23 protein-coding genes and 1 pseudogene are annotated in these 24,311 nt (G+C 62.0%); 14 read left to right on the forward strand and 10 right to left on the reverse strand.

What is annotated here, in order from left to right; all coding sequences use genetic code 11:
- Positions 1-16: 16 nt before the first annotated feature.
- Positions 17-271: an ATP-binding cassette domain-containing protein gene (locus RDM88_RS04950; protein WP_308753762.1), complete on the reverse strand. Its 255-nt coding sequence runs from the start codon at positions 269-271 to the stop codon at positions 17-19.
- A 296-nt stretch (positions 272-567) separates the two neighbouring features.
- Positions 568-2,178, reverse strand: coding sequence for a peptide ABC transporter substrate-binding protein (locus tag RDM88_RS04955; protein ID WP_308753763.1), 1,611 nt, complete (start codon positions 2,176-2,178; stop codon positions 568-570).
- A 323-nt stretch (positions 2,179-2,501) separates the two neighbouring features.
- On the opposite strand from RDM88_RS04955, the gene RDM88_RS04960 reads away from it, so the two are divergent.
- The 3 genes and pseudogenes from RDM88_RS04960 to nrdG all read left to right on the forward strand — a co-directional run bounded on the left by RDM88_RS04960 (position 2,502) and on the right by nrdG (position 5,545).
- A complete protein-coding gene (locus RDM88_RS04960; protein ID WP_308753764.1) occupies positions 2,502-4,820 on the forward strand; it encodes an anaerobic ribonucleoside triphosphate reductase in 2,319 nt (772 codons plus the stop codon).
- A gap of 84 nt (positions 4,821-4,904) precedes the next feature.
- Positions 4,905-5,033, forward strand: a pseudogene (gene nrdD, locus RDM88_RS04965) (anaerobic ribonucleoside-triphosphate reductase); the annotation flags it as partial.
- The gene (gene nrdG / locus RDM88_RS04970; protein ID WP_308753766.1) at positions 5,033-5,545 is read left to right on the forward strand and encodes an anaerobic ribonucleoside-triphosphate reductase activating protein; all 513 of its coding nucleotides are present in this window, start codon (positions 5,033-5,035) and stop codon (positions 5,543-5,545) included. The pseudogene nrdD and the gene nrdG, both read left to right, overlap by 1 nt.
- Positions 5,546-5,597: 52 nt before the next feature.
- On the opposite strand, the gene RDM88_RS04975 is transcribed toward nrdG, so the two are convergent.
- Both RDM88_RS04975 and asnA read right to left on the reverse strand, forming a co-directional pair.
- The gene (locus RDM88_RS04975) at positions 5,598-7,679 is read right to left on the reverse strand and encodes a glutamine synthetase III (protein WP_308753767.1); all 2,082 of its coding nucleotides are present in this window, start codon (positions 7,677-7,679) and stop codon (positions 5,598-5,600) included.
- A gap of 363 nt (positions 7,680-8,042) precedes the next feature.
- On the reverse strand, positions 8,043-9,056 hold the full coding sequence (gene asnA, locus RDM88_RS04980; RefSeq protein ID WP_308753768.1) for an aspartate--ammonia ligase: 1,014 nt from the start codon (positions 9,054-9,056) through the stop codon (positions 8,043-8,045).
- A 215-nt stretch (positions 9,057-9,271) separates the two neighbouring features.
- Here asnA and RDM88_RS04985 point away from each other — a divergent pair, with 215 nt between their 5' ends.
- Positions 9,272-9,805, forward strand: coding sequence for a Chromate resistance protein ChrB (locus RDM88_RS04985; protein ID WP_308753769.1), 534 nt, complete (start codon positions 9,272-9,274; stop codon positions 9,803-9,805).
- Here the strand turns inward: RDM88_RS04985 and hemW are convergent.
- Together hemW and lepA are read right to left on the reverse strand one after the other, a co-directional pair.
- Entirely contained in the window at positions 9,802-10,908 is a 1,107-nt protein-coding gene (gene hemW, locus RDM88_RS04990; RefSeq protein ID WP_308753770.1) for a radical SAM family heme chaperone HemW, read from the reverse strand. The genes RDM88_RS04985 and hemW overlap by 4 nt on opposite strands.
- Positions 10,909-11,038: 130 nt before the next feature.
- Positions 11,039-12,847, reverse strand: a complete 1,809-nt coding sequence (lepA, locus tag RDM88_RS04995) for a translation elongation factor 4 (RefSeq protein ID WP_308753771.1) — start codon at positions 12,845-12,847, stop codon at positions 11,039-11,041.
- A gap of 324 nt (positions 12,848-13,171) precedes the next feature.
- Here lepA and RDM88_RS05000 point away from each other — a divergent pair, with 324 nt between their 5' ends.
- The 4 genes from RDM88_RS05000 to RDM88_RS05015 all read left to right on the forward strand — a co-directional run bounded on the left by RDM88_RS05000 (position 13,172) and on the right by RDM88_RS05015 (position 15,566).
- Entirely contained in the window at positions 13,172-13,636 is a 465-nt protein-coding gene (locus tag RDM88_RS05000) for a hypothetical protein (RefSeq protein ID WP_308753772.1), read from the forward strand.
- A gap of 15 nt (positions 13,637-13,651) precedes the next feature.
- Positions 13,652-14,137, forward strand: coding sequence for an RNA polymerase sigma factor (locus tag RDM88_RS05005; protein ID WP_308753773.1), 486 nt, complete (start codon positions 13,652-13,654; stop codon positions 14,135-14,137).
- On the forward strand, positions 14,127-14,894 hold the full coding sequence (locus RDM88_RS05010) for a hypothetical protein (RefSeq protein WP_308753774.1): 768 nt from the start codon (positions 14,127-14,129) through the stop codon (positions 14,892-14,894). The genes RDM88_RS05005 and RDM88_RS05010 overlap by 11 nt, the downstream gene beginning before the upstream one ends.
- Before the next feature lie 123 nt (positions 14,895-15,017).
- The gene (locus tag RDM88_RS05015; protein ID WP_308753775.1) at positions 15,018-15,566 is read left to right on the forward strand and encodes an AAA family ATPase; all 549 of its coding nucleotides are present in this window, start codon (positions 15,018-15,020) and stop codon (positions 15,564-15,566) included.
- Positions 15,567-15,709: 143 nt separating this feature from the next.
- Here the strand turns inward: RDM88_RS05015 and RDM88_RS05020 are convergent, their stop codons facing one another.
- Positions 15,710-16,465: a GNAT family N-acetyltransferase gene (locus RDM88_RS05020; RefSeq protein WP_308753776.1), complete on the reverse strand. Its 756-nt coding sequence runs from the start codon at positions 16,463-16,465 to the stop codon at positions 15,710-15,712.
- A gap of 240 nt (positions 16,466-16,705) precedes the next feature.
- Here RDM88_RS05020 and RDM88_RS05025 point away from each other — a divergent pair, with 240 nt between their 5' ends.
- The 4 genes from RDM88_RS05025 to RDM88_RS05040 all read left to right on the forward strand — a co-directional run bounded on the left by RDM88_RS05025 (position 16,706) and on the right by RDM88_RS05040 (position 20,048).
- A complete protein-coding gene (locus RDM88_RS05025; protein WP_308753777.1) occupies positions 16,706-17,224 on the forward strand; it encodes an isoprenylcysteine carboxylmethyltransferase family protein in 519 nt (172 codons plus the stop codon).
- A 38-nt stretch (positions 17,225-17,262) separates the two neighbouring features.
- The gene (locus RDM88_RS05030; RefSeq protein ID WP_308753778.1) at positions 17,263-17,685 is read left to right on the forward strand and encodes a DUF3795 domain-containing protein; all 423 of its coding nucleotides are present in this window, start codon (positions 17,263-17,265) and stop codon (positions 17,683-17,685) included.
- Positions 17,686-17,763: 78 nt separating this feature from the next.
- Complete coding sequence (locus tag RDM88_RS05035; protein ID WP_308753779.1) at positions 17,764-19,179, forward strand: triacylglycerol lipase; 1,416 nt, start codon at positions 17,764-17,766, stop codon at positions 19,177-19,179.
- A gap of 101 nt (positions 19,180-19,280) precedes the next feature.
- Positions 19,281-20,048 carry a nitroreductase family protein gene (locus RDM88_RS05040; RefSeq protein ID WP_308753780.1) on the forward strand — a complete coding sequence of 256 codons (768 nt, stop codon included), beginning with the start codon at positions 19,281-19,283 and terminating at the stop codon, positions 20,046-20,048.
- Between the two features lie 44 nt (positions 20,049-20,092).
- On the opposite strand, the gene RDM88_RS05045 is transcribed toward RDM88_RS05040, so the two are convergent.
- From RDM88_RS05045 to gpr, 3 genes are all read right to left on the reverse strand, one after another.
- On the reverse strand, positions 20,093-20,494 hold the full coding sequence (locus RDM88_RS05045) for a hypothetical protein (RefSeq protein WP_308753781.1): 402 nt from the start codon (positions 20,492-20,494) through the stop codon (positions 20,093-20,095).
- 33 nt (positions 20,495-20,527) lie between these two features.
- On the reverse strand, positions 20,528-21,745 hold the full coding sequence (gene spoIIP / locus RDM88_RS05050) for a stage II sporulation protein P (RefSeq protein WP_308753782.1): 1,218 nt from the start codon (positions 21,743-21,745) through the stop codon (positions 20,528-20,530).
- Positions 21,746-21,827: 82 nt separating this feature from the next.
- Complete coding sequence (gpr, locus tag RDM88_RS05055) at positions 21,828-22,697, reverse strand: GPR endopeptidase (protein WP_308753783.1); 870 nt, start codon at positions 22,695-22,697, stop codon at positions 21,828-21,830.
- A 131-nt stretch (positions 22,698-22,828) separates the two neighbouring features.
- Between gpr and RDM88_RS05060 the strand changes: the two genes are divergently transcribed.
- Both RDM88_RS05060 and alr read left to right on the forward strand, forming a co-directional pair.
- Positions 22,829-23,011, forward strand: a complete 183-nt coding sequence (locus tag RDM88_RS05060; RefSeq protein ID WP_101548394.1) for a hypothetical protein — start codon at positions 22,829-22,831, stop codon at positions 23,009-23,011.
- 14 nt (positions 23,012-23,025) lie between these two features.
- Positions 23,026-24,219 (forward strand): alanine racemase, encoded by a 1,194-nt coding sequence (alr, locus tag RDM88_RS05065; protein WP_308753784.1) that lies wholly within the window; start codon positions 23,026-23,028, stop codon positions 24,217-24,219.
- Positions 24,220-24,311 lie beyond the last annotated feature (92 nt).

The raw sequence follows: 24,311 nt of genomic DNA on the forward strand, positions 1-24,311 counted from the left end.
TTGCGGCGACGAGCTTCTAAGGTACCTGGGTCGCGCCCTCGCCCTCCGCTTCTCCCGACTGGCGGACGAGCGCGATGGGGCAGCGCCGGTCGATCGTCCCTTCGTCGGCGGGTTCGCCTCCAAAGAGGATGTTCAGCAGCGTGGATTTGCCCGCGCCGTTCGCGCCGACGAGCCCGATGCGGTCGCCGTCGTGCACCTCGAGCTTTTCCACGGAAAAAAGTGTGCGCGCCCCAAAACTCTTATTGAGGTTTCGCGCCTGTAAAAGATACATAAAAATCCCTCCCGGACGTCCTGTCCGGGAGGGATTCCGATTCACAGAAACGCGCGGCCGTGCAAAGGCGCAGAAACGCGCGGCGCCGCCGCCCAGGGGCGGGGAGGCGCTTTTTGATTGCAGGGCAATAAAAATTTCTGCGGCGGATACCAGCCGGACAGAACAACATAAGACGGCCAGCGGCCGCCGTGGTGTGTTCTTCTTCATCGGCTGTTATTTACGCATCTTCCGCAGAAACCTCGTGCTTTCTTAGATTTGGCTGTATTCTATCACAGGGCCGCGCCATTGTCAAGGGGCTATTCCCTGTCGGCGGACTGGAAGGAGACGCCCGTCAAAAAGGGCGAAAACCCGATGCCGGAGACCCCCTTGGCCGAGGCGTAGTAGTTCGTTTCGAAGTAGAGGGGGATGACCGCGCCGTCCTCGAGCAGGAGGGTTTCCGCCTGCCGGTAGACGTCGAAGAGCGCGTCGCCGTCGAGGGCGGAGGCCGAGTCGAGCAGCGCGTCATAAGCGGCGTTGGAATAGCCCGCCCAGTTCTGCCCCGAACCGGAGCGGAAGAGGGAGAGCAGCGCGTCGGGAGAGGAATAGGCGGCCGAGAGGGGGACGATGGCCGCGTCGAAATCGCCTGCCCGCACCCGTTCGAGGACCTCCTCCTGCGGCAGGACGGAAAGCCCGGCGAATAGCCCCAGCGACCGCTGGAGTCCCTGCTGGACGTACCCGGCCAGCGCGCGCTGGTCGTTGCCCTCGCAGACGAGCAGCTCCCCAAGCGGCAGGGCGGAGAGGCCGAGGTCCTCGAGCCCCGCCACATAACAGCGCTTGGCGAGGTCGGGACTCGAGACGAGCGGCCCCTTTTCCCCGGCCCGCGCCCGGAAGGACTCCCCCTGCCAGAGGATGGCGGGGGGAACCAGCGTATCGGCGGCGCGCAGGTTGCCGGGAAGCCGGCCCTCGAAGAGGGAGCGGTTGACGCTGTAGGCGACCGCCTGGCGGATGTTCGTGTTCGCGAGGGGTTCCCTGCGGCCGTTGAGCAGGAGCACCCACACGGTATCCTCAAAGGAGTCCACCCGCCCGCCCGCGTCCTCCACGGCGGGAAGGTCGAAATAGGAGACCTTGCAGGCGTCCGTCTCGCCCGCGAGGAAGCGGGCGGCGGGTTCCGCGCCATCCGCCGCGCCGGGCGTATAGAGGTCGACCCCGCGGGCGACGACCGGCTGGCCGTCGAGGTAATTCCTGTTGCGGCGCAGGGAGATCACCCGGTCGTTGTTCCAGTTGTAGAGGCAGAAGGGGCCGTTGCAGAGCAGGCTCCCGATGTCGAAGCCGTAGCGGGCGCGCGTCGATTCGAAGAACTCCTGCTTGCAGGGCATCGCGTAGCTCGCGGAGAGCAGCTCGGGCAGGCGGCTGTCCTGCCGGACGAGGGTGATCTCCAGGGTGTAGTCGTCGAGGGCGCGCACGCCGAGCGAGGACTGGGGAGCCGCGCCGCTCAGGATCAGCGAGGCGTTTTTAATCGAGGAAAATTCCCCCGCAAAGGGGCTGAACGCCGCCGGGTCGAACATGCGGGAGAGCGCGAAGGCGAAGTCGTGGGCGGTCACGGGGGACTCATGGAAGTCGGACCGGCTGCTGTAGGCGCTCCACATGGCGTCCCGGCGCAGGCGGAAGGTCCAGACGAGCCCGTCGTCCGAGACCTCGCCGCTTTCGGCGAGGCGGGGGATCACCTCGCCGTCGGGCTGCTGGCGGAAGAGCCCCTCGAAGGTGTTGGAGATGATCATGCGGGCGGTCGCGTCGGTCGCGAACTGGGGGTCAAGCAGGGAAACGCCCGTGGGGATGTCGTAGCGGATGACCTCGCCGGCGGAGCTCCCGCATCCGCCCAGCAGGAGCAGCAGGGACAATATCAAAGCGGCTGCGCGCGGTTTTTTCATGGCGGCACCTTCCGTAGAAATCTTAGTCAAATTCTATCAGAATTCGCGCGGGTTTGCAAACCCGCGCACACCCCAAAAGTGCGGGAAACGCCCGGATTTGCTGCGCCGGCGGGGCTTCGCCGGAAATCCCTGGGGTTCGCCAAAAACACAATATCTTGTGCCAAACAAAAAAATTGATACTAAAAAATGTGTTTTTCACCATTGACAGGGAACCTGTTTTCCTTTAAAATAGGAATTGCGTGAAGAAATGGAACTATATCTTGTGGAAAATATAGAAAAATACCACAAAATATGGGGACAACAAGATAACGGAGGGTACCCGAATGATACAGACGATTGTAAAGCGCGACGGCCGGTGCGTCCTGTTCGACCTCGACAAGATCGCGGCCGCAATCTTCAAGGCTGCGCAGGCGCTGGGCGGAAACGACTATGAGATGGCCCGCGCGCTGGCCGGGCAGGTGGCCGCCTCCCTCGAGGAGAGCGGGAACCAGAGCCCCACGGTCGAGGAGATCCAGGACGCGGTGGAGCGTACGCTCGTGGACAACGGCCACGCCCGCACCGCCAAGGAGTTCATCCTCTACCGCGCCCAGCGCACCCGCGTGCGGGACATGAACACCCGCCTCATGAAGACCTACGAGGAGCTCACCTACAAGTCGGCGGACGAGAACGACATCAAGCGGGAGAACGCCAACATCGACGGCGACACCGCGATGGGCACGATGCTCAAATACGGCTCCGAGGGGGCCAAGCAGTTCTACCACATGTTTGTGCTGAAGCCCGAGCATTCAAAGGCGCACCTGGCGGGGGACATCCACATCCATGACCTCGATTTCCTGACGCTGACGACCACCTGCTGCCAGATCGACATCGACAAGCTCTTCACCGGCGGCTTCTGCACCGGGCACGGCTTTTTGCGGGAGCCCAACGACATTTCGAGCTACGCGGCGCTCGCCTGCATCGCCATCCAGTCCAACCAGAACGACCAGCACGGCGGGCAGAGCATCCCCAACTTCGACTACGGCATGGCCAAGGGGGTCGCCAAGACCTACTGCAAGCTCTACACCCGCAACCTCGCCAAGGGGCTTGAGCTCTTCTGCGGCATCGACGACGCGGAGGGGATCGCCAGGGCGATCCGCGACGGGATTTACGACGCGCAGGGGATCGCCCCCGCCTTCGCGGACGACAACGACTACCGCGCCCAGGAGGCCGGGATGCTGCGCGAATACACCGACGAGGAGACGGCGGAGCGCCTCCAGCGGTTCGCCCGCCGGGAGGCGGTCAAGGAGACCCGCCGCGCCACCTACCAGGCGATGGAGGCGTTCGTCCACAACCTCAACACGATGCATTCCCGCGCGGGCGCGCAGATTCCCTTCTCGTCGATCAACTACGGCACCGACACCTCGCCGGAGGGCCGCCTTGTGGTCGAAAGCGTGCTGCTCGCCACAGAGGCGGGACTCGGCAACGGCGAAACCCCCATCTTTCCCATCCACATCTTCAAGGTGAAGGAGGGGATCAACTTCAACGAGGGCGAGCCCAACTACGACCTTTTCAAGCTCGCCTGCCGCGTGTCGGCCAAGCGGCTCTTCCCCAACTTTTCCTTCATCGACGCGCCCTACAACCTCCAGTACTACAAGCCCGGCCGCCCCGAGACGGAGATCGCCTACATGGGCTGCCGCACCCGTGTGATCGGCAACCACTACGACCCCACCCGCGAGATCGTCAACGGCCGCGGAAACCTGAGCTTCACCTCGGTGAACCTGCCGCGCATCGCCATCCGCGCGAAGGGGGACGTCGACTGGTTCTTCGAGGAGCTCGACCGCAAGATCGACCTCGTAATCGACCAGCTCATGGAGCGGTTTGAAATTCAGGCGAAAAAGAAGGTCCGCAACTATCCCTTCCTGATGGGGCAGGGGGTGTGGATCGACTCGGACAAGCTCGGCCCCGACGACGAGGTGCGCGAGGTGCTCAAGCACGGCACCCTGTCGATGGGCTTCATCGGGCTGGCGGAGACGCTCAAGGCGCTGATCGGACAGCACCACGGGGAGAGCGAGTACGCGCAGAACCTCGGGCTGGAGATCATCGGGCACATGCGCCGCCGCATGGACGACGCCACCCGCGCCACCGGCTTCAACTACACCCTGCTCGCCACCCCGGCCGAGGGGCTTTCGGGGCGGTTCGTGCGGATGGACCGCAAGCAGTTCGGGGAGCTCGAGGGGATCACCGACCACGAGTTCTACACCAATTCCTTCCACATCCCCGTCTACTACAACATCTCCGCCAGCGAGAAGATCCGCCTCGAGGCGCCCTACCACGCGCTTACCAACGCGGGGCACATCTCCTACATCGAGCTGGACGGCGACCCGCTCAAGAACCTCGACGCGTTCGAGCAGGTGGTGCGCTACATGAAGGAGTGCGGCATCGGCTACGGCTCGATCAACCACCCGGTCGACCGCGACCCCGTCTGCGGCTACACCGGCATTATCGACGAGGTCTGCCCCCGCTGCGGACGGCGCGAGGGGGAGGCCGTAAGCGTCGAAAAGCTGCGGGAGCTCGGCTGCTGGAAGGAGAGCGCCGCCAACTGCGGCTACTGCGGGGACCCCTTTGAGGAGAGCGAGCGCAGCGCGAATCCGCTTTCCTTCTGATAAATTTTAATTTTAAACATGCAAGAGGAGGCATCTTTTATGGTACAGGTCAATCAGGACGGCGTGGAAATGGTCGGCAAGGGCGTCGGGTTCGAGCGCATCCGCCGCATCACCGGCTATCTGGTGGGAACCCTCGACCGGTTCAACGACGCGAAGCGCGCCGAGGTGGGCGAGCGGGTCAAGCACACCGTCAGCCGTGAAGTGAAGCTCTGATGCCGGCGGAAGAAATTCCGCCGCTGCGCGTCGCGGGGTGCGTCTCCGACTCGATCGTCGACGGCCCGGGCATGCGGTACGTCGTCTTTGTGCAGGGGTGCCCGCACCACTGCCCCGGCTGCCACAACCCCCAGACCCACGACTTTGCCGGCGGCTACCCCGCCGATCCCGACGAGATCGTGCGGCAGGTGAAGGCCGACCCGCTGATGAGCGGCGTGACCTTTTCGGGTGGGGAGCCCTTCTGCCAGCCGGAGGCGCTCGCCGCGCTCGGGGAACGCATCCGCGCGCTCGGCAAGAACATTGTGATTTACTCCGGGTATACATTTGAACAGTTATTGCAAATGGGCAAACAAAATCCCGCCATCCTGCGCCTGCTGCGGCTGGCCGACCTGCTGGTCGACGGGCCGTATCTTGAGGCGGAGCGGGATTTGACGCTGCAGTACCGGGGCAGCCGCAACCAGCGGCTGATCAAAGTCCAGGAGGCGCTTGCCGCCGCCGGGCTCACACAATAAAATGAAAAAACGAGGGCGGAGCCGTTCGGCTCCGCCCTCGTTTTATGTAATCCTATACCCGCAGGAGCAGGTCGGTGTAGGTCGGCATCGGCCAGCAGGCCCCGTCCATGATCGTCTCGGCGGCGTCGCAGGCGGCCCGCAGGCTCTCCATGCACAGGCGGATATCGCTGCGCATGAACTCGGCGTGGGCGTGCACGTCCTCGATCGACTGGCTGCGCGCGTAGGCGTCCCGCAGGGCGGCCAGCTCGCTGTCGATCTGGTCGACGAGTGCGGTGAGGGTGTCGAGCAGCCGCACGGTGGAGACCGCCGCCGCGCCCGCGGTGCGCATCCGGTTGACCGTCTCGGCGATCTCGCCGGTGTAGCGCACAACGGCGGGGTAGACCTGCCGACGCACCATCTCGATGAGGGTCGCGGCCTCGATGCCGACGACCTTGACGTAGTTTTCCAGAAGGATTTCATGCCGGGAGATGCACTCGGCCTCGGTAAAGACGCCCTGCCGTGCGAAGAGGGCGATGTTTTTGGGCGCGACGAGGCGGTCGAACGCCTCGACGGTCGAGGGGATGACGGGCAGGCCGCGCCGCCGGGCCTCCCGGACCCACGCCTCGGAATAGTTGTTCCCGTTATAGATGATGCGGCCGTGCTTCTGCATGACCTCCGAAATGATGGCGCAGATTTCCGCGTCGCGGCCGGCGGAACGCTCCAACCGGTCGGAGAAGCCGGAAAACACGTCGGCGAGCGCGGTGTTGAGCACGACGTTTGTCAGCGCGATCGACTGGGACGCGCCCGGCATGCGGAACTCGAACTTGTTTCCGGTAAAGGCGAAGGGGGAGGTGCGGTTGCGGTCGGAGTCGTCCTTGACCAGCTCGGGCAGCGCGTCCACGCCGGTCTTGAGCAGCTGGAGGTGCTCCTCCGGGCAGCCGCCTCCCTCCGAGAAGGAGAAGAGGGCGCGCGTGAGCGCCTCCCCGAGAAAGACGGAGATCACCGGCGGCGGCGCCTCGCAGCCGCCGAGGCGCTGGTCGTTGCCCGCGCAGGCGGCCGACGCGCGCAGCAGGTCGCCGTACTCGTCCACCACCTGGATGAAGGCCGCCGCCAGCAGCAGGAAGCGGCGGTTCCGGGCCGGGTCCTTGGAGGGGGAGAGCAGGTTTTTGCCGGTGTCGGTGACGAGGGAATAGTTGTTGTGCTTGCCGCTGCCGTTGATGCCCGCGAAGGGCTTTTCATGCAGCAGGCAGGCGAGGTTTTTCTTTTTGGCGACGACCCGCATCATCTCCATCGTGAGCTGGTTGTGGTCGCAGGCGATGTTTGCCTGGTCGTAGACGGGGGCCAGCTCGTGCTGGGCGGGGGCCGCCTCATTGTGCTTGGTTTTGGCGGGCACCCCCAGCGACCAGAGCTCCTCGTCGAGCGCGCGCATGAAGTCGGACACCCGCAGGCGGATGCGCCCGCAGTAGTGGTCGTCGAGCTCCTGTCCCTTGGGGGGCTTGGCGCCGATGAGTGTGCGCCCGCAGATTTTCAGGTCGAGCCGCTGCTCATAGAGCGCGCGGTCGATGAGGAAATATTCCTGTTCCGCGCCGACCGTCGGGATGACGCAGGAGACCTGCTCCTCGCCGATCAGTCGGAGCAGGCGCACCCCCTCGGCGTTCAGCGCCTGCATGGAACGCAGCAGGGGGGTCTTCTGGTCGAGCGCCTCGCCGCCGTAGGAGCAGAAGGCGGTCGGGATATAGAGGGTGCCGTCCTTGACGAAGGCGGGGGAGGTGGGGTCCCAGGTGGTGTAGCCGCGCGCCTCGAAGGTGGCGCGCAGGCCGCCCGAGGGAAAGCTCGACGCGTCCGGTTCCCCCTTGATGAGCGCCTTGGAGGAAAATTCGAGCATCATGCCGCCCTCGCCGTCCGGCTCGATGAACGCGTCGTGCTTGCCGGCGGTGATGTTGGTCAGCGGCTGGAACCAGTGGGTGTAGTGGGTCGCGCCCTGCGCGACCGCCCAGTCCTTCATCCCCTCCGCGACTGCCTGCGCGATCGACGGGTCGAGCGGCAGCCCCGCCTCCCGGGTGCGCCGCAGGCTTTCGTAAACCTCGCGCGAGAGATGCTCGCGCATCGCGGCGTCGCCGAACACCCGGCAGCCGAACAGCTTTGTCAAATCCATGTGTTTCCCTCCCTCTCCGTTTCCCGCGCTTAGGCGGGCCTGCTTTCTTTTTTCTTGTAAAAGAAAGCAGCAAAGAAAATACGCTTAAAGGATAGAGCGTTTCGCGCCCGCGGGCGCGACGCGGGGCTCTGCCCCGCGACCCCGCCGCCTTTTGGAAAAGGCGGGCGAAAACTTTTATTTTATAAGGCGCGCCTGAACCAAACATTTTAAAGGGGTCCAGGGGACCTTTCCAAGGCCGGCGAAAACTTTTGTCTCACGGGGCGCGCGTATAGGCGAAGCGCCGCGTCACGCCTGAACCAAAAGTTTTAAAGGGGTCCAGGGGAAACTTTTTCAAAAGTTCCCCCTGGCAAAAGTTCCCCCTGGTTATAATAGGTGGATGCCCGACGCCTCGCAGGCGTCGCGCATATCCTCCGGCCAGACGGATGTCTGCACCTCGCCGATGTGCGCCTTTTGAAGCATCGCCATGCAGATGCGGCTCTGGCCGACGCCGCCGCCCATCGTGAGCGGGAGGCGGCCCTCCAGCAGCATTTTGTGGAAGGGCATCGACGCGCGCTCGGTGTGCCCGGAAATTTCGAGCTGGCGGCGCAGCGCATCGGCGTCGACACGGATGCCCATCGAGGAGAGCTCGAGCGCCCGCCCGAGCACCGGATACCAGATGATGATGTCGCCGTTTAAGGACCAGTCGTCGTAGTCGGGCGCGCGGCCGTCGTGGGGCCTGCCGGATTTGAGCGCCCCGCCGATCTGCATGATAAAGACCGCGCCGTATTTTTTGGCGGCGGCGTCCTCCCGCTCCTTGGGGGAGAGGCTGGGGTATTCGTCCTCGAGCTGCTGGCTCGTGACGAAGGAGATCTGCTCGGGCAGGTAGCGTTCGAGGCAGGAGAACTGGTTGGAAAGGGTCTCCTGCGTCTTGCAGAGCGCCTTCATAATCTGCCGCACGGTGTCCTGCAGCGTCTGGACGCACCGCTGCTCGCGGGTGATGACCTTCTCCCAGTCCCACTGGTCGACATAGACTGAATGGAGGTTGTCGAGCACCTCGTCGCGGCGGATGGCGTTCATGTCGGTATAAAGCCCGGTGCCGGGCGCGAAGCCGTAGCGCGCGAGCGCGAGGCGCTTCCATTTGGCCAGCGAGTGGACGATCTGCACGTCGGAGCCGAGGTCGAGGATATCGAACTGCACCGGCCGTTCGACGCCGTTGAGGTCGTCGTTGAGGCCGGTTTCGGGCTGTACGAAGAGGGGCGCGGAGACACGCGTCAATTCGAGGTAGCGCGCGAGCTCCCGCTCAAAGGTATCCTTCGCCAGCTTGATGGCGATCTCGGTCTCCATAATGTCCAGCTTGGAAAAATAGTGCTCCGGCAGGGAAAGGTTTCTCACCGACATGGGGGATGACCATCCTTTCAAAATCCGCCCGCGGACGGAAAACAATTCATTTCATTATTCTACCATCCGCGGCCCTTCCATGCAAGAGAAATTCCACCATCCGGGCGGCCGGGTGTTGACGAAAAAGGAAACAACGGTTACAATAAAATCAGAACGCGCCCCATTGTGTGTGGAGGGACGCGAAATTTGTCGATACGAGTTGGGAGGTGGGCCGCATGCCGCGGACCGTCTGGCTGGCGCTGAGCTATAACGTGCCGATCAATCCCTCAAAGGCGCGGGTCTACGTCTGGCGCAAGCTCAAGGAGATCGGCGCCGAATACTTCAAGCAGGGGGTCGCCCTGCTGCCCAACACGGCCCAGAGCATGCAGCAGTTTTCCGCCCTCGCGCAGAAGATCCGACAGCTTGGGGGGGAGGCGTCGATCGTCGAACTCCGCTTTACCGACCCGGCGGATGAGGCGCAGATGACCGCCCGCTTCAAAAAACAGGTGGACGACGAATACACCGAGCTGCTCTCCGACTGCGCGAACGTGCTGCTCATGCTCAAAAGGCCCGAACAGCCGCTGACCGCGCAGGAGACCGAGCGCATCCGCCAGATGGTCAAGCGCTACCGCAAGACCCGTTCCCGCGATTTTTTCAAGGCCGCCGAGGCCAAGGAGATCGAAACGGGCATCAACGAGATCATCGACGGGGTCAAGGGGGTCGCCGCCGATCTGGGCAAGCAGCTGCGCCGGATGATGGACGTCGTCTAGTCGAGCAGTTCCCCGATCACCGCGTTGGAGAGGAGAAAGCCCTTCGCCGTGAGGCGCAGCCCGTCCGAATCGAGCCTTATCAGCCCGCCGGGAATCCGGCGGGCTTTTTCGCGCAGTTCGTCCGCGTCAAAGGCGGGACAGCGGGCGGCGAGGGCCTCCCACCGCACCCCTTCGGAGAGACGCAGGCGGAGCATCACATATTCCTCCGCGTCTCCGCCCGGCCCGTCGTCGACGGCATGGGAAAAGTCCCCGTCCGACGCGAGGAACCCTTGCAGGTCGCGCGGGAAATAGAACCGCCGCCCGTTTACGAACGAATGGGCGGACGGCCCCACGCCGAGATATTCCCGGCAGTCCCAGTATTTGAGGTTGTGGCGGGCTGTGCGGCCCTCCCGCGCGAAATTGCTGATCTCGTACTGCTTCCAGCCGCCCGCCTCCAGCGCTCCAACCGCGTGCAGGTAGGCTTCCGCCTGTCCCTCCTCGTCCGGGCAGAAAGCCGCAACGCCCTGCCGGTCGAAGGGGGTGCCCGGCTCGATCTTGAGCAGGTAGGCGCTCACATGCTCCGCGCCGAGCCTGCCGCACAGGCCGACCGCCCGGTCGATATCCGCGAGGGTCTGGCCGGGGGTGGCGAGCATGAGGTCGAGGGAAAAGTGCTCGAAGCCGCAACCCCGCGCCGCCTCCACCGCCGAAGACACGTCGGCGGCGGTATGCAGCCGCCCAAGCCGCTCAAGCTGTCCGTCGTCCGCGCTCTGCATCCCGAAGGAGAGCCGGTTGACGCCCGCCGCACGCAGGGTTGCAAGCTCGGGCCCGAGCGCCGAATGGGGGTTGCATTCGACCGTGATTTCCGCGTCCGCGGCGATTCTGAAGCGCGCGTCCGCCGCCCTGAGGATGCGCGAAAGGCGGCGGCCCCCCAATACCGATGGGGTGCCGCCGCCGAAGTAGACGGTGTCGAGCGGCGCGAGCGCGTAGGGCGCCCGCTCGAGGGAGCGGATGACCGCGCCGGTATAGGCGTCCATCAGCGCCCCCTCCGCCGCCACCGAATAGAAATCGCAGTAGGGGCACTTGCGCTCGCAGAAGGGGATGTGGATGTAGAGAGCGTCACACATGGGGGGTCTCCTTTTGCCGTTCTGCGGCGGCCTGCAGGCCTCATGTTGGGTTTGCCGCTCGGGGAGCGGCGCAGCTTTTAGATATGCCGCTCATCGGGCGGCAAACCCAAAACCGCCGCGGTGAGTCCTTTTAATCCTTCGAGTCAAGCTTGAGCACGGCGGTGAACGCCTCCGGAGGAATCGAGACGGAGCCGAGCTGGCGCATCTTCTTTTTGCCCTCCTTCTGCTTTTCAAGCAGCTTCTTTTTGCGGGTGATGTCGCCGCCGTAGCACTTGGCGAGCACGTCCTTGCGCAGCGCCTTGACCGTCTCGCGGGCGATGACCTTGCCGCCGATCGCGGCCTGGATGGGCACCTCGAAGAGCTGGCGGGGAATGTTGTCCCGCAGATTTTCGCAGATGCGCCGGGCGCGCGGGTAGGCCTTGTCGGCGTGTGCGATGAAGGAGAGCGCGTCGACGACCTCGCTGTTTAAGAGGATATCGAGCTTGACGAGCTTGCTGTCACGGTAGCCGCACATCTCATAGTCGAAGGAGGCGTAACCGCGGGTGCGGGATTTGAGCGCGTCAAAGAAGTCATAGACGATCTCGTTGAGGGGCAGCTCGTAATGCAGCTCGACGCGGTCGGCGTCGAGGTATTTGGTGTCGAGATAGACGCCCCGGCGATCCTGGCAGAGCTCCATGATGTTGCCGATGTAGGCGGGCGGCGTAAAGATGTTCGCCTTGACAAACGGCTCCTGCGCCGAAACGATCTGCGCCGGGTCGGGATAGCTGGCGGGGTTGTCGATCGTGAGCTCCTCGCCGCTCTGCATTTTGAGCGTGTAGACGACGCTCGGCAGCGTCGTGACGATGTCGAGGTTGAATTCCCGTTCGAGCCGTTCCTGCACGATCTCCATATGAAGGAGGCCCAAAAAGCCGCACCGGAAGCCAAAGCCGAGCGCGACGGACGACTCCGGCTCGAAGGAGAGGGATGCGTCGTTGAGCTGGAGCTTTTCGAGCGCGTCGCGCAGGTCGGGGTATTTGGCGCCGTCCTGCGGGTAGATGCCCGAAAAGACCATCGGCAGCACCTTGCGGTAGCCGGGCAGCGGCTCGGCCGCGGGACGTTCGGCGTCGGTGACGGTGTCGCCGACGGCGGTATCCCGCACCGTTTTGATCGAGGCGGTGATGTAGCCGACCTCGCCCGCGGCGAGCGCCTCCTGCGGCACGAGGCTCGTCGCGCCCATGACGCCGCACTCGACGACGGTGAATTCCGCGCCGGTGGACATCATGCGGATGGTCATGCCGGGCCGGACGGCGCCGTCCATGACGCGGACATAGACGATGACGCCCCGGTAGCTGTCGTAGACGCTGTCAAAGATGAGCGCGCGCAGCGCCGCGGTCTCGTCGCCCCGGGGCGCGGGGATGTCCGCCACGACCCGTTCGAGCACGGCGTGGACGTTTTCGCCCGTTTTGGCTGAGATGCGCGGCGCGTCCATGCAGGGGATGCCGATGATGTCCTCGACCTCCTGCGCGACCCGGTCGGGCTCAGCGGCGGGCAGGTCGATCTTGTTGATGACGGGGGTCACCTCGAGGTCGTGCTCGATCGCCAGGTAGGTGTTGGCCAGCGTCTGCGCCTCGATGCCCTGCGACGCGTCCACCACGAGCACCGCGCCCTCGCAGGCGGCGAGCGACCGGGAGACCTCGTAGTTGAAGTCGACGTGCCCGGGGGTGTCGATCAGGTTGAACTGGTAGTCCTGCCCGTCGTCCGCATGGTAGGTGAGGGTGACGGCGCGCGCCTTGATCGTGATGCCGCGCTCCCGTTCGAGCTCCATATTGTCGAGGATCTGGTCCTCCATGTCCCGCTGGCTCACCGCCTCGGTGAGTTCCAGGATGCGGTCCGCCAGCGTGCTTTTGCCGTGGTCTATATGCGCGATGATGCAGAAATTGCGGATATGTTCCCTGTCCATGTTACCCTGCCGTTTCCGCCCGTCCAAGGGGCATTCCTGAAATTTTTCCAATACTAAATTATAGCATAACCGCCCGGCGGGATGCAATACGGCACGGCGGCGTTTCCTTTTGCCTCAAATGTTGCTGGAATTAACGCCGTCGATTTCACCGCTTACCATTGAAATCAAGTTGTCCAGAGGGGTTCCCGCTCTCGTTGACAGGTTGACAGCTTTACATAGGCTCCCGAAAATCGCAAATGTTATACACTTGCCCTGCTTGCCGTTCCGTGCAACAGCTTTATACTCCCTTTTTTCGCTTTATTGACTTGTCGTTGGATGCATACTATGATTAAAGAAAGAATGTGTTATAAATCAAAAATTTTTAAGTCTTTGAATGGATTGGCTTCCTTGAATCGTATTAGGCATGAAGTCGAAAACGGCTATCAAAAAATGGAGGCTTTCAACATGAAAAAGACGCTGACAGGATTGCTTGCTATGGTGTTGCTTTTAAGCATTACCACAACTGCCGCCTTTGCCGCCGGACGTGGACAAGGCCGCAACTATGTCGATGCAGATGGAGACGGTATCTGTGACCGGGCTGACGGTATCTGCAATTTTGTGGATGCAGACGGCGATGGTGTCTGCGATTACCGTACTGATGGAACGGGAACGACTTATTCCCAAAAGTTTTTTATAGATGCTGACAATGACGGGGTTTGCGACAACTATGCTTCCAAAACTCCCCCTCGAGATGGGACAGGCCGAGGTTGGGGCCAGGGCCGTGGTTGCCGGGGAGGTCGCGGAAGGTAAGAACGGAGCGTTGGGATGCACAGCGAGAAAGAGGTAGAACGGGCTATAACGCAATATGCCGATATGATCCGGCGGTTGTGCATGGTTCATCTGAAAAATCGAGCTGACACGGAGGACATATTTCAAACGGTGTTTATGAAATATGTCCTTTATTCCCATGTCTTTGAAAGCGCAGAACACGAAAAAGCGTGGTTTATTCGGGTTACGATTAACGCTTGCAAGGATTTACTTAAAAACTTTTTTCGTCGGCGTACTGTGTCATTGGAAGATCTGCTCGAACGACCCGCAGAAATACCACCGGATTATCGCGATGTTTTAGAAGCCGTCCTCTCCCTCCCACAAAAATATCGGGATGTTGTATATTTGCATTATTATGAAGATTACACCGCCCCACAAATTAGTCGGATTTTGGACAAAAATATCAATACCATTTACACGCTGTTACATCGTTCCAAGCAGATGCTTCGGGAGAAATTGGGGGGTGATGAATATGGATGGTAAAATCAAGGCTTCTTTTGACTATGTGCTGGCCGGGGACGAATTAAAAGAAAAAACCCTTGCTTTTATCAGGAAGCAAACAAGCGGATCAGTCAAAAAGACAAGAGGTAACTATCGCTATGCGATTGCCGCTGTCTGCATTTTCTTCCTGTTCATCGGTGGGAACTGGTTTTATTTCTCTCCGACTGCACAAATCAGCATCGATATTAACCCATCTATTGAATTGGGCATCAACCGTTTTGACAAGGTAATTTCAGTAGTCGGCTATAATGAAGATGGCCGGACATTGGCAGAAGCACTTGATATTAGATTTCAGAACTACGATGATGCTGTTACTAAGCTGCTGGAAGAAGAAAGTATTGCAAAACTGTTGTTTAATGACGCCGTTCTGACTTTAACCGTCGTGGGACAAAATAGAGTGCAAACAGATAAAATCCTTATGGATTTAGAGGCTTGCACGATGGGACATCAAAACACCTATTGCTACCGTGCGGATACAGAAGCAATGAGCCACGCCCATGAGGCAGGGCTGTCTTACGGAAAATACCGTGCGTTTTTAGAACTGTCCTCACTTGATCCTAATATTACACCGGAACAAATACGAGGCATGACTATGCGGGAAATTCAGGAGTTGCTTCAGTCTCTGTCAAAGGACGATGAACTGCCGCCAAATGAAAGCTACGGGCATGGAAATCATGGTCAAGGACAAGGCCACGGTCATGGCTATGGCGGCAGATGGAATCGAGGAAATGGAAATTAAGCACATCAATAGCGAGCCCTGTCAATCATGCCATTCAGAGGGCATCTAATTTCTTACTCCTGGTCAAAATGACCAGATGTTAAAATGAGCCTGACTAATCAGGATTTAGAGGGATAAGTATAAATGAAGCAAGGAAGAATGGTAATAATTACTGGAGCGCCGGGAACCGGAAAAACCACGGTATCATCTATCATTGCCACAGAATCCAACATGAAAAAATCCGTCCATATGCATACAGATGACTTCTATCATTACCTCAGAAAAGGAGCAATACCACCACATTTATCAGAATCAAACGAACAGAATCTGGTTGTAATTGAAGCTTTTTTAGAAGCTGCAAAGCGTTACGTGCGTGGTGGGTATGATGTAATTGTGGATGGCATTATCGGCCCATGGTTTTTGGAGCCGTGGTTAAATACCGTCCAAGAAGGTTATGAAGTACATTATATTATTTTGAGGGCTAGTAAAGAAGAAACTATGAAACGGGCGGTTGAACGGTCAAAATTAGACAGAGAAACGAATGTTGAATTAGTGGAAACGATGTGGGAACAATTTCATAGCTTGGGAGGCTATGAGAAAAATGTGATAGATACAACAAATTTCTCAATTGGAATTACAGTTTCTGCGGTTAAAAAGAAAATCACAGATAAAACGGCCCTGCTCCATCAATAGCGGTTTAAAGGGGGAGGCGAATAGCTTCCTGTTTGCGGGCAGTCACCAATTTTTGGGTGGCTGCTCTTTTTATCCATTTTAACGGAGGACTTGAACGGAACTTTTAGCAACGCGAAGGGAAAAAAGAGCGGCCGCGCCCCTGCTCAGGAACCTTTTTTGAGGATTCTCTCGATCCCGGCGGCGTCCAGCTGGTTGACCGTCACGAAACGCCCCCCATAGAACACGGCCCAGTTGTTGAAGACGCAGGGCAGTTCCTTCGCCTTTTGCAGGGTGTCGACCGGGAGGAGGGAGAGGGGGACTCCGCGTTCTTCACAATACCGCCGGACCGTCTCGACACGCTGAAGGATAAAGGGGCACTGCATACTGTAGCAGACCGTGAGCTCCGGGCGGTCGATCGCCTGCCTTCTGACGTTCGGCGCGAACTGGGGCGTCGTTCCGTCAAAGGAAAGCGCCAGCAGTTCGTATTCGTCCCCGGCCGTGTCGACAGCCTCAAAGCCGAACTTCTTTGCAAACGCCTGGTCGGAGAGCCAGGCCTTCTGTTTTTTTGCCCCGAGCATGCAGACGCCCGACTTGCCCTGTCTTTTGGCGTCGGCCAGGCAGTACTCCATCAGCGACCGCCCGTACCCCCGGCCCTTGCAGCCGCCGTCGACCCACAGGCAGTAGAGGTAGATGTAGTTGTCGCCGAGGACGGGGACCCAGGCCGTCTCAAGGGGCGCGTATTCGATGAAAACCACCGCTTTCGCGTCGAGCTTCCGGAACACATGGCCCTCCTTGAGCCGGGCGGCGAGCCACTGCCGCTTCGCCTCGACGCCCGGATGGGGCTTCTTGCTGCGGATGATGCAGCAGAGATGCTCTTCGGAGAGGTTCTCCTCCGTCAGGTTTATAAAATTCGGTTCCATACGCGCCCTCGTTTCCAGCTGATTTTTGCCGTTGTCCAAAGGCGGAAAACGCCTTTCCCATATCATATCATACCGGCCCGCGCTTCTCAAAGGAATTTGGAAATTCAGCCGGGTCCCGTTCGCCGCGGGAAGGTGGCCTTGCCATCCGCGGGGGAGGTGTGGTAGGATGGGACCAACGGAACGCATGCGCCCGCCGGGTGGCGGAACCGGTGCGCCGACGCGGGAAAGGATGGGGACAGAGTGGGATTTTTGCTTCTGGTGCCCTTTTTCCTGATCCGGTTTGGCCTGCTCGCCCGACTCGACCGGAACGCCGTCGCGCGCGCCGCCCACTTTTCGCCCCTGCGCGGAGGGGAAGTCGCAGCCTACTGGGTCTACCAGCTTTCCAACGCGGCGATTCTTCTCTGCATCCTCTTTCTGAAGATCCGGTTCGCGCCGCCGGCGTTGTTTTTTACGGGCGCGGGTCTCTTCCTCGCGGGGACAGCCCTGCTCGCGGCGTCGGTAGTCGGCTTTGCGGCCCCGTCGGAGGATGGCGTCAACCGGGGCGGACCCTACCGCTATTCGCGCAACCCCATGTACGCGGCGTATTTTGTTTTTTTCCTGGGGTGCGCGCTGCTTTTGCAGTCGCGGCTGCTGCTGGGCCTTGTGCTGGTTTTTCAGGCAGCGGCCCACTGGATCATTCGCTCGGAGGAGCGATGGTGTCTGGAGCGGTTCGGTGAGTCGTACCGCCGGTATATGCGGGAGGTCCGGCGCTATTTTTGAGCCCCGCGTACGCAAAAAACGGAAGGGTGGATGGATCGATGAAGATGCCCGAAAAGATCGACAAAAAGCTGTTCGCGCCCTGCGGCATGAACTGCATGGTCTGCCACCGGCACTGCAAAAGCAAACGGCCCTGTCCCGGCTGCTTCGGCGGCGACGGCGGCAAGCCGGAGCACTGCCGGAAATGCGGCATCCGCGACTGTGCCCGGGAACGGGGCCATGACCACTGCTTCGCGTGTCCCGACTATCCCTGCAAGCCGGTCAAAAACCTCGACAGGAGCTACCGCAAGCGCTATCACGCGAGCCTTGTGGAAAACGGCGCGGCGGTGAAGGCGGGGGGCCTGGAGGCGTTTCTGGCGGCGCAGCGCGAGGAATTCACCTGCCCCGCCTGCGGCGGCGTTGTATCCCTCCACGACGCGGCGTGCGGCGAATGCGGAAGGCCGCGCGGTCCGGAGGAAGCGTAACGCCCGCCCGCCGGGAAACGCGGAGGAAGCATCCTGCGACAGGGAGGCTGATTGCAGCCGGGAGGGAGGCCTGACCGGATGACGATAAAAATACTGCTGGCCGCGGCCTGCCTGGGCGCGGTCCTGCTGGACGCGGCGAAAAAGCTCGACCTTCTGAGCCGCTGGCATATGGCGCTCTGCGCCCTGTTTCTGCCGCACGCGCTCTTCTGGTGGCAGAGGCTTTCCCTCCTCGGCGGGCCGGGCCTCTGGGCGGTGCGGCTGCCGGTGTGCGCCTATTTCATCTGGACGCTTCTGCGGCTGCTTTTCTTCCCCGCGCGCGACTACCAGACCGATAGCCGCCGCGTCCGGGTTCTCTGGGACGGGCGCATGGCGCTGCGCGGCGGGCTGCTTCTGCTTTTGATGCAGGCGGTCTTTTACCTGTGGGTCCTGCCGCCGCTCGCGGACGGCCTGCCGGGCTGGGTCGTCCCCGCGGACCTCGCGGCGGCGCTCCTGCTCGCCGCGCTGGTCATCCTCGGCGGCGCGCTGCGGATTCTCTTCACCTGCCGGAGGCTGGGGGTCGTCAAGCGGACGCTGCTCGTCCTGAACCTGTGGATTCCGGTCGTCAACCTCTTTTTGATGCTCTGGCTCTGCCGGGCCGCGCGGGACGAATACGACCACGAGTGCTACCGCGAGGAGGCGCGCCGGGTGCGCGCGGAGAGGGATATCTGCCGGACGAAATACCCGCTGCTGCTCGTGCACGGGGTTGGCTTCCGCGACCTCAAATACTTCAACTACTGGGGCCGCATCCCGCGAGAATTACAGCGAAACGGCGCGGCGGTCCACTATGGGCACCAGCAGGCATGGGGCACGATTGAGGACAACGCCGCGGCCATCCGCGAAAAAATCCTGGAGATTCAGCGGGAGACGGGCTGCGAAAAGGTCAACATCATCGCGCACTCCAAGGGCGGGCTCGACGCGCGCTGCCTGATTACCCGGCTCGGGATGGGGGAGGCGGTGGCGTCGCTCACGACGATATCCACCCCGCACCGGGGCTCCGAACTGCTGGACCTGCTCGGGAAGCTGCCCGACGGCCTCTACCGGAAAATCTGCGGGGTGGTCGACGCGGCCTTCCGCAGGGTCGGGGACGTCCACCCAGACGCCTGCACGGCCAGCCGCCAGCTCTCGCCCGCCTTCGCGGCGGCCTTCAACGCCGAGACGCCCGACGACCCGCGCGTCAGCTACCGGAGCTACGCCACCGTCATGAAAAATCCGCTGAGCGACCCGCTGCTCAGCATCCCCTATTCCCTGCTCCGGTGCGTGCGGGGCCCCAACGACGGCCTCGTGTGTATCGACTCTGCCAAGTGGGGGGAGTTCGGCGGGGTACTCTCCAACCGTCGCCGCCGCGGCATTTCGCACGGCGACATCATCGACCTCAAGCGGGAGGACTACCGGGGCTTCGACGTCATCGAATGGTACGTCGGGCTTGTGTCCCGCCTGCGCGAAGACGGGTTCTGATCCCGGGGGGCACGGAGGAGCGGGCGCGGGAGCCGGATGCAGATTTACCTTGCATTATTTTTTAATATCCGTTACCCTTTTTTTGAGGGGAGCGCGGTAACATGCTGAACGACAGTCTTTACGAAATGATTTTCAGGAGAAAATCGTTTCACCTGTTCCGGGGCACCGGCGATGCCGGGATATCCTCCGATGAGCTCCGGGCGATAGAGGAAGCGTACAAAACATTCGTGCCGCTGGTGCCCGGTATTCGGACGGCCGTCCGGATCGTCCCGGCGGATGAAACCACCTGCAGGCGCGGACAGCAGGCCTGCATTCTGCTTTACAGCGAGAAGAAAGACCACTATTTGCAAAACATCGGTTACCTGGGCGAGCAGCTGGATTTGTACCTTGTCTCGCAAAACGTCGGAACGCTGTGGTATGGGGCCGGCAAGGCGGAGGCTTCCCCGTTTGCGGGCCTGGATTTTGTTATCATGATCGCGATCTCCAAAGTGGACGGCGAACAAAAATTCCGCAGGGATATGTTCCGAAGCAGACGAAAGCCGGTCGGGGAAATCTGGCGCGGGGAGCCCGTCGAGGGAGTTACCGGCATTGTCCGGTTTGCGCCGAGCGCCTGCAACTCACAGCCGTGGCTGGTGGAACGCGAAGGCGGAACGCTCCACGTTTACCGTGTTCGCAAACCGGGCAGGAGCGGGATCATGCCCGCCGGCAGGACGGCCTTCTACAACCAGATCGATATGGGGATTTTTCTGTGCTTTATGGACCTGTGCCTCCGGCGCCAAAAAATCCGGTACGAGGCGGAGCTGCACAGGGACCGCGGTTCGGACGGGGAAAAGACGCTGGCGGCGGTCTATCAAATCGGGGAAGGATAGGGGAAAAGCCAACGGAACCGCTCGGCGAGCGGTTCCGTTGGCTTTTATTCGTCCGGTTCGACCGGGACGTTCTCCTGTGATTTCATGACGTTTTGTTGATACTCATGGTTTTTATACCATTCGTCAAATATGTCCCAGCCCCGCACAATCAGGGCGTATCCCTGCTCCGCGAGCAGCAGCGGACGCGGGGTGACAAGGCAGGCGTGGTCCTGCCGCCAGGCCTCGAACTCATTGAAGGGCTCGAGGGACATGACATACTGCCTGCCCAGCAGGCCGACGCTGTATCGGAGTTCTCCGGCGGGCGCGATCTCAAGCGCACGGATGCCGGCCGCGTTTTCATAGCGGGAGCTGGTGGTGTCGACCCACAGAAAGAGGGCCAGCCAGCCCGTCAGGATCAGGGTCAGAAGGAAGGAAACCCAAAAAAGGCGCGCGTCTTTGTTCAACATCCTGTATTTTCACCTTAGATTTATACCAATAGACTATCCGTTCGGAGCAGTTTCAGGGGATTCGCCGCGATTTTCACTGAGCATCCGCGCGAGGGACTTCCCAACCAGTTCGGCGGTATAGACGCTCTCGTCGAGGGTGTTGGCGTTGGAGCCGACCTCGAGGAGCAGCGAGCCGGTGGTCAGGTCCATGTTGTATTTGCGGTAGCAGAAGAAGATCGGGCGGGTCAGCTCAGGGGTGTCCTGTTCGACGGCGTCCTGCAGGGACGCGGCGAAGCGCAGGTTTTCCCGCCACGCGGGGACGTTCATCGTGCCGTCGTCGCTGCCGGTGATGATCATGAGCTGGGCGGCCTTGCGGCCGTTCACCTCCACCGTGGGCTTGACGATCAGGTCGTCCTCCCGCTGGATGGCGTCGCGGTGCACGTCGAGCGCGATCTTGATGGTCGGGTACTTCTCCAGATAGGACTTGATCGTTTCGGCGCTGCGCTCGTAGGAGCCATTGTAGGAGGGATAGTCGTGCTGGGTCGTGTCGTGCACGACCCCGATTCCCGCGTCCCGCAGCGCCTTTTCAAGCGCGTTGCCCACCGCGACCATATTCTTAGTGTTGTCCGTTGACCGCCAAGTATTCCGCATGTCATAATTTTCACTGTCGTAGGGCTCGTAGCTCTCGGTCGCGTGGGTGTGGAAGATGAGCACCTGCGGCGCGGAGGTGTCCTCCAGGCGGATATTGAGTCCCTGCTCCATGATCTCCTGAATTTCGTCGGCGGGGACCTCGGTATAGTTGCGGAGCAGGCCCGCGCCATAGGGGATCAGGCTGTCGCCCGAGCCCGCCATGTTCTCCTGCACGATCCGCCCCCGGTATTTTTCGGGCACGGGATGGGAGTTGTCCGCCGCGGGAGAGGGGTCGGAGACGCGCACCTGCTTGGCAGGGACGGGGGAGGATTCGGGCAGCCTGCCCTGCGCTCCGGGGGCGTCCACGCCCTCGTCAAAGGGCGTGACATAGGGCGCGACCTGGGATTCCCCGCCCTGGTAGTAGGCGGGATCGACCTTGTCCGCGAACCGCGATTCCAAAAGGGCGAGCGACCCCTCGGGCATGTTCACCATCGCCGAGAGGAGCGCGGCGCGCTCGGTCAGCTCGCCCAGATCGGGGGAAAGCGAAAAAACCGCCATGATCGACAGCGGCAGAACAACGACCATTGTGATGACGGCCCCAAGGCGGCGCGCCGGCCCGGGCGCACGACCGTATCGTTTCACATTCCCGCCCCCCAAAGCATAAAAAGCGTTTCGATCCATTCTATTCGGCGGGGAGGCGGTTTATGCCGGGCGCGCGGAGCGCCTACGACACGAGGTAGGTGATGTCCTCGAGGGAGAGCTGGGGCTGGAGCGCGGCGTTGACGGCGAGCGAAAGGTGTTTGGCCCCCCGCTCGATGATCGCGTCGATGTCGCGGGGGGTCACCATCATGGCGGAGGCGCCGGGCGCGGCGTCGCGGCTGTCGTCCCCGAGGATGTCGCGGGCGAGGGTCTCGCCGTCGACGACGGTGGGGATGCCAACCGACACGACAGGCACGCCGAGGGATTCCTCGCTGAGCTCCCGCCGGGCGTTGAGCACCCCCGAGCCGGGGGAGATGCCGCTGTTGGAGAGCTGGATGGTGCGGCCGAGCCGGTCGAGGGAACGGGAGGCGAGCGCATCGATCACGATGACGCAGGCGGGCGCGAGGTCGCGCACGATCGAGCGGACGATCTCGCCCGTCTCGATGCCCGTCTGCCCGAGCACGCCGGGCGCGAGGGAGGCCACGGGGCGCAGTCCCGAAAGGCCGGTCTGCTCCGCGAGCTGGGCGGGGATGTGCCGGGTGGCGAGCACCTGGTGGGCGGCGCGGGGGCCGAGCGCGTCGGGGGTGATCTGCTCGTTGCCGAGCCCGACGACAAGCACCGAGCCTTCGGCGGGCAGCAGCGCGGAGAGCTCTTCCGCGACGGCGTGGGTCACGTCGTCCGCCGGCTCCACGCTGGAGGACACGGCGGGCAATTCAAGGGTGACGTACCGGCCGCACGGCCGTCCGAGGCGCTCGGCGGCCTCGGGTTTGGTGATCTCCACGCGGGTGAGCTTGACGCCCGCCCGCTCCTCCTCCGCGATCGAAACGCCGTCGGGCAGGCGGTCCCGGTAGGGTTCGGCGGCTTCCACCGCAAGGTCGGTCCGGATCAGATTCATGGGGGTCCCTCCGATTCTTGACGAAACTGTTAAAGTTTTTCGCGCGGTTGTAAAAGCCGCGCGGTTGGTGTATATTATAAGGACGGAACGACGCGGCGGCCAAACGTCGCGGGATAAAGGAAAGGAAAGCTATGAGCGTGCGGAAAATCGGGGCGCGGATACTCGCCGCCGGCGTGATCATATTGTTGGTCGCCCTGCTTCTTTTATTCAATACGAACTCGGTGTGGGCCCTCATCACACTGGGGCTTTCGATCGTTGTGAACACCGCCGGGCTGGCGATGCTCATGGTGAGGGACAAGAACGCGGATGAATGACGGGGGATAAGACCATGGACTACCTGCGCCGCACCTGGGCGGACATCGACCTGGACTGCATCGCACACAACTACCGCGAGCTCAAGAGCCGTCTGACGCCCGGCTGCCGCACGATGGCGGTGGTCAAGGCGGACGCCTACGGCCACGGGGACGGTTACGTCTCCCGCGCCCTCCAGCGGGAGGGGGCCGACTGGTTCGCGGTTTCCAATATCAACGAGGCGATCTCCCTGCGAAGGCAGGAGGTCGCGCGGCCGATCCTGATTTTGGGCTTCACGCCGCCCGAGATGGCACACACCCTGGCGGAGCTGGGCATCTCCCAGACGGTCTATTCGGAGGAGTACGCCGGGGAGCTTTCCCGCGCCGCGGTCGAGCAGAAGGCCGTGGTCGACTGCCATGTGAAAATCGACACGGGCATGAGCCGCATCGGCTTTTTCGCCCAGCACGGCCACGAGGTGCGCGCCGCCGAAGAGATCGCGCGGGTGTGCGCGCTGCCCGGGCTTTCCTGCACCGGCGTCTTCACCCACTTCGCCTGCGCCGACGAATGCGCCGGGGGCAGCCGGGACTATACCCGGATGCAGTTCCAGTCCTTTTTGGAGACGGTGGAGCTGCTGGAAAAGCGGGGGATCACCTTCGCGCTGCGCCACTGCTGCAACAGCGCGGCGGCGCTCGCCTATCCCGAAATGCACCTCGACATGGTGCGGCTCGGCGTGGTGCTCTACGGCCTTCCGCCCTCCCCCGAGTACGCGGGCATGGCGGACCTGCGGCCCGCCATGTCCCTTTACACGACTGTCACGATGGTCAAGACGCTTGAGGCGGGGATCGCCGTCAGCTACGGACGCCGGTATATCACCGAACACGACGGCCAGAGGCTCGCCTCGATCGCGATCGGCTACGCCGACGGCTACCGCCGGAACTTCACCAACAAGGGCCGCGTGATCGTGCGCGGGCAGTACGCCCCGATCACCGGCGCGGTCTGTATGGACCAGCTCATGGTCGACGTGACCGGGATCGACGGAGTCCGCAGCGGCGACGTCGTCACCCTCGTCGGCAGCGAGGGCGGCAGATCGATCACCCTCGACGACTTTGCCGCGCTCAACGGCACGATCAACTACGAGGAGGCCTGCCTCATCGGCAGGCGGGTCCCGCGGGTATACATACAGGGCGGCCGGGAGATCGCCGCCGTCGATTATGTGATCGCCACGCTGTGAGGGCGGCTGCCGCTCATCGAGCGGCGGAGCTTGCCGACGGCGGGTTTGGATTTGCCACTCATCGAGCGGCGGAGTTGCCGGGTCCCGCCCCG

This window comes from uncultured Anaerotruncus sp. (assembly GCF_902490045.1).
In the GTDB taxonomy this organism is placed as follows: Bacteria; Bacillota; Clostridia; order Oscillospirales; family Ruminococcaceae; genus Anaerotruncus.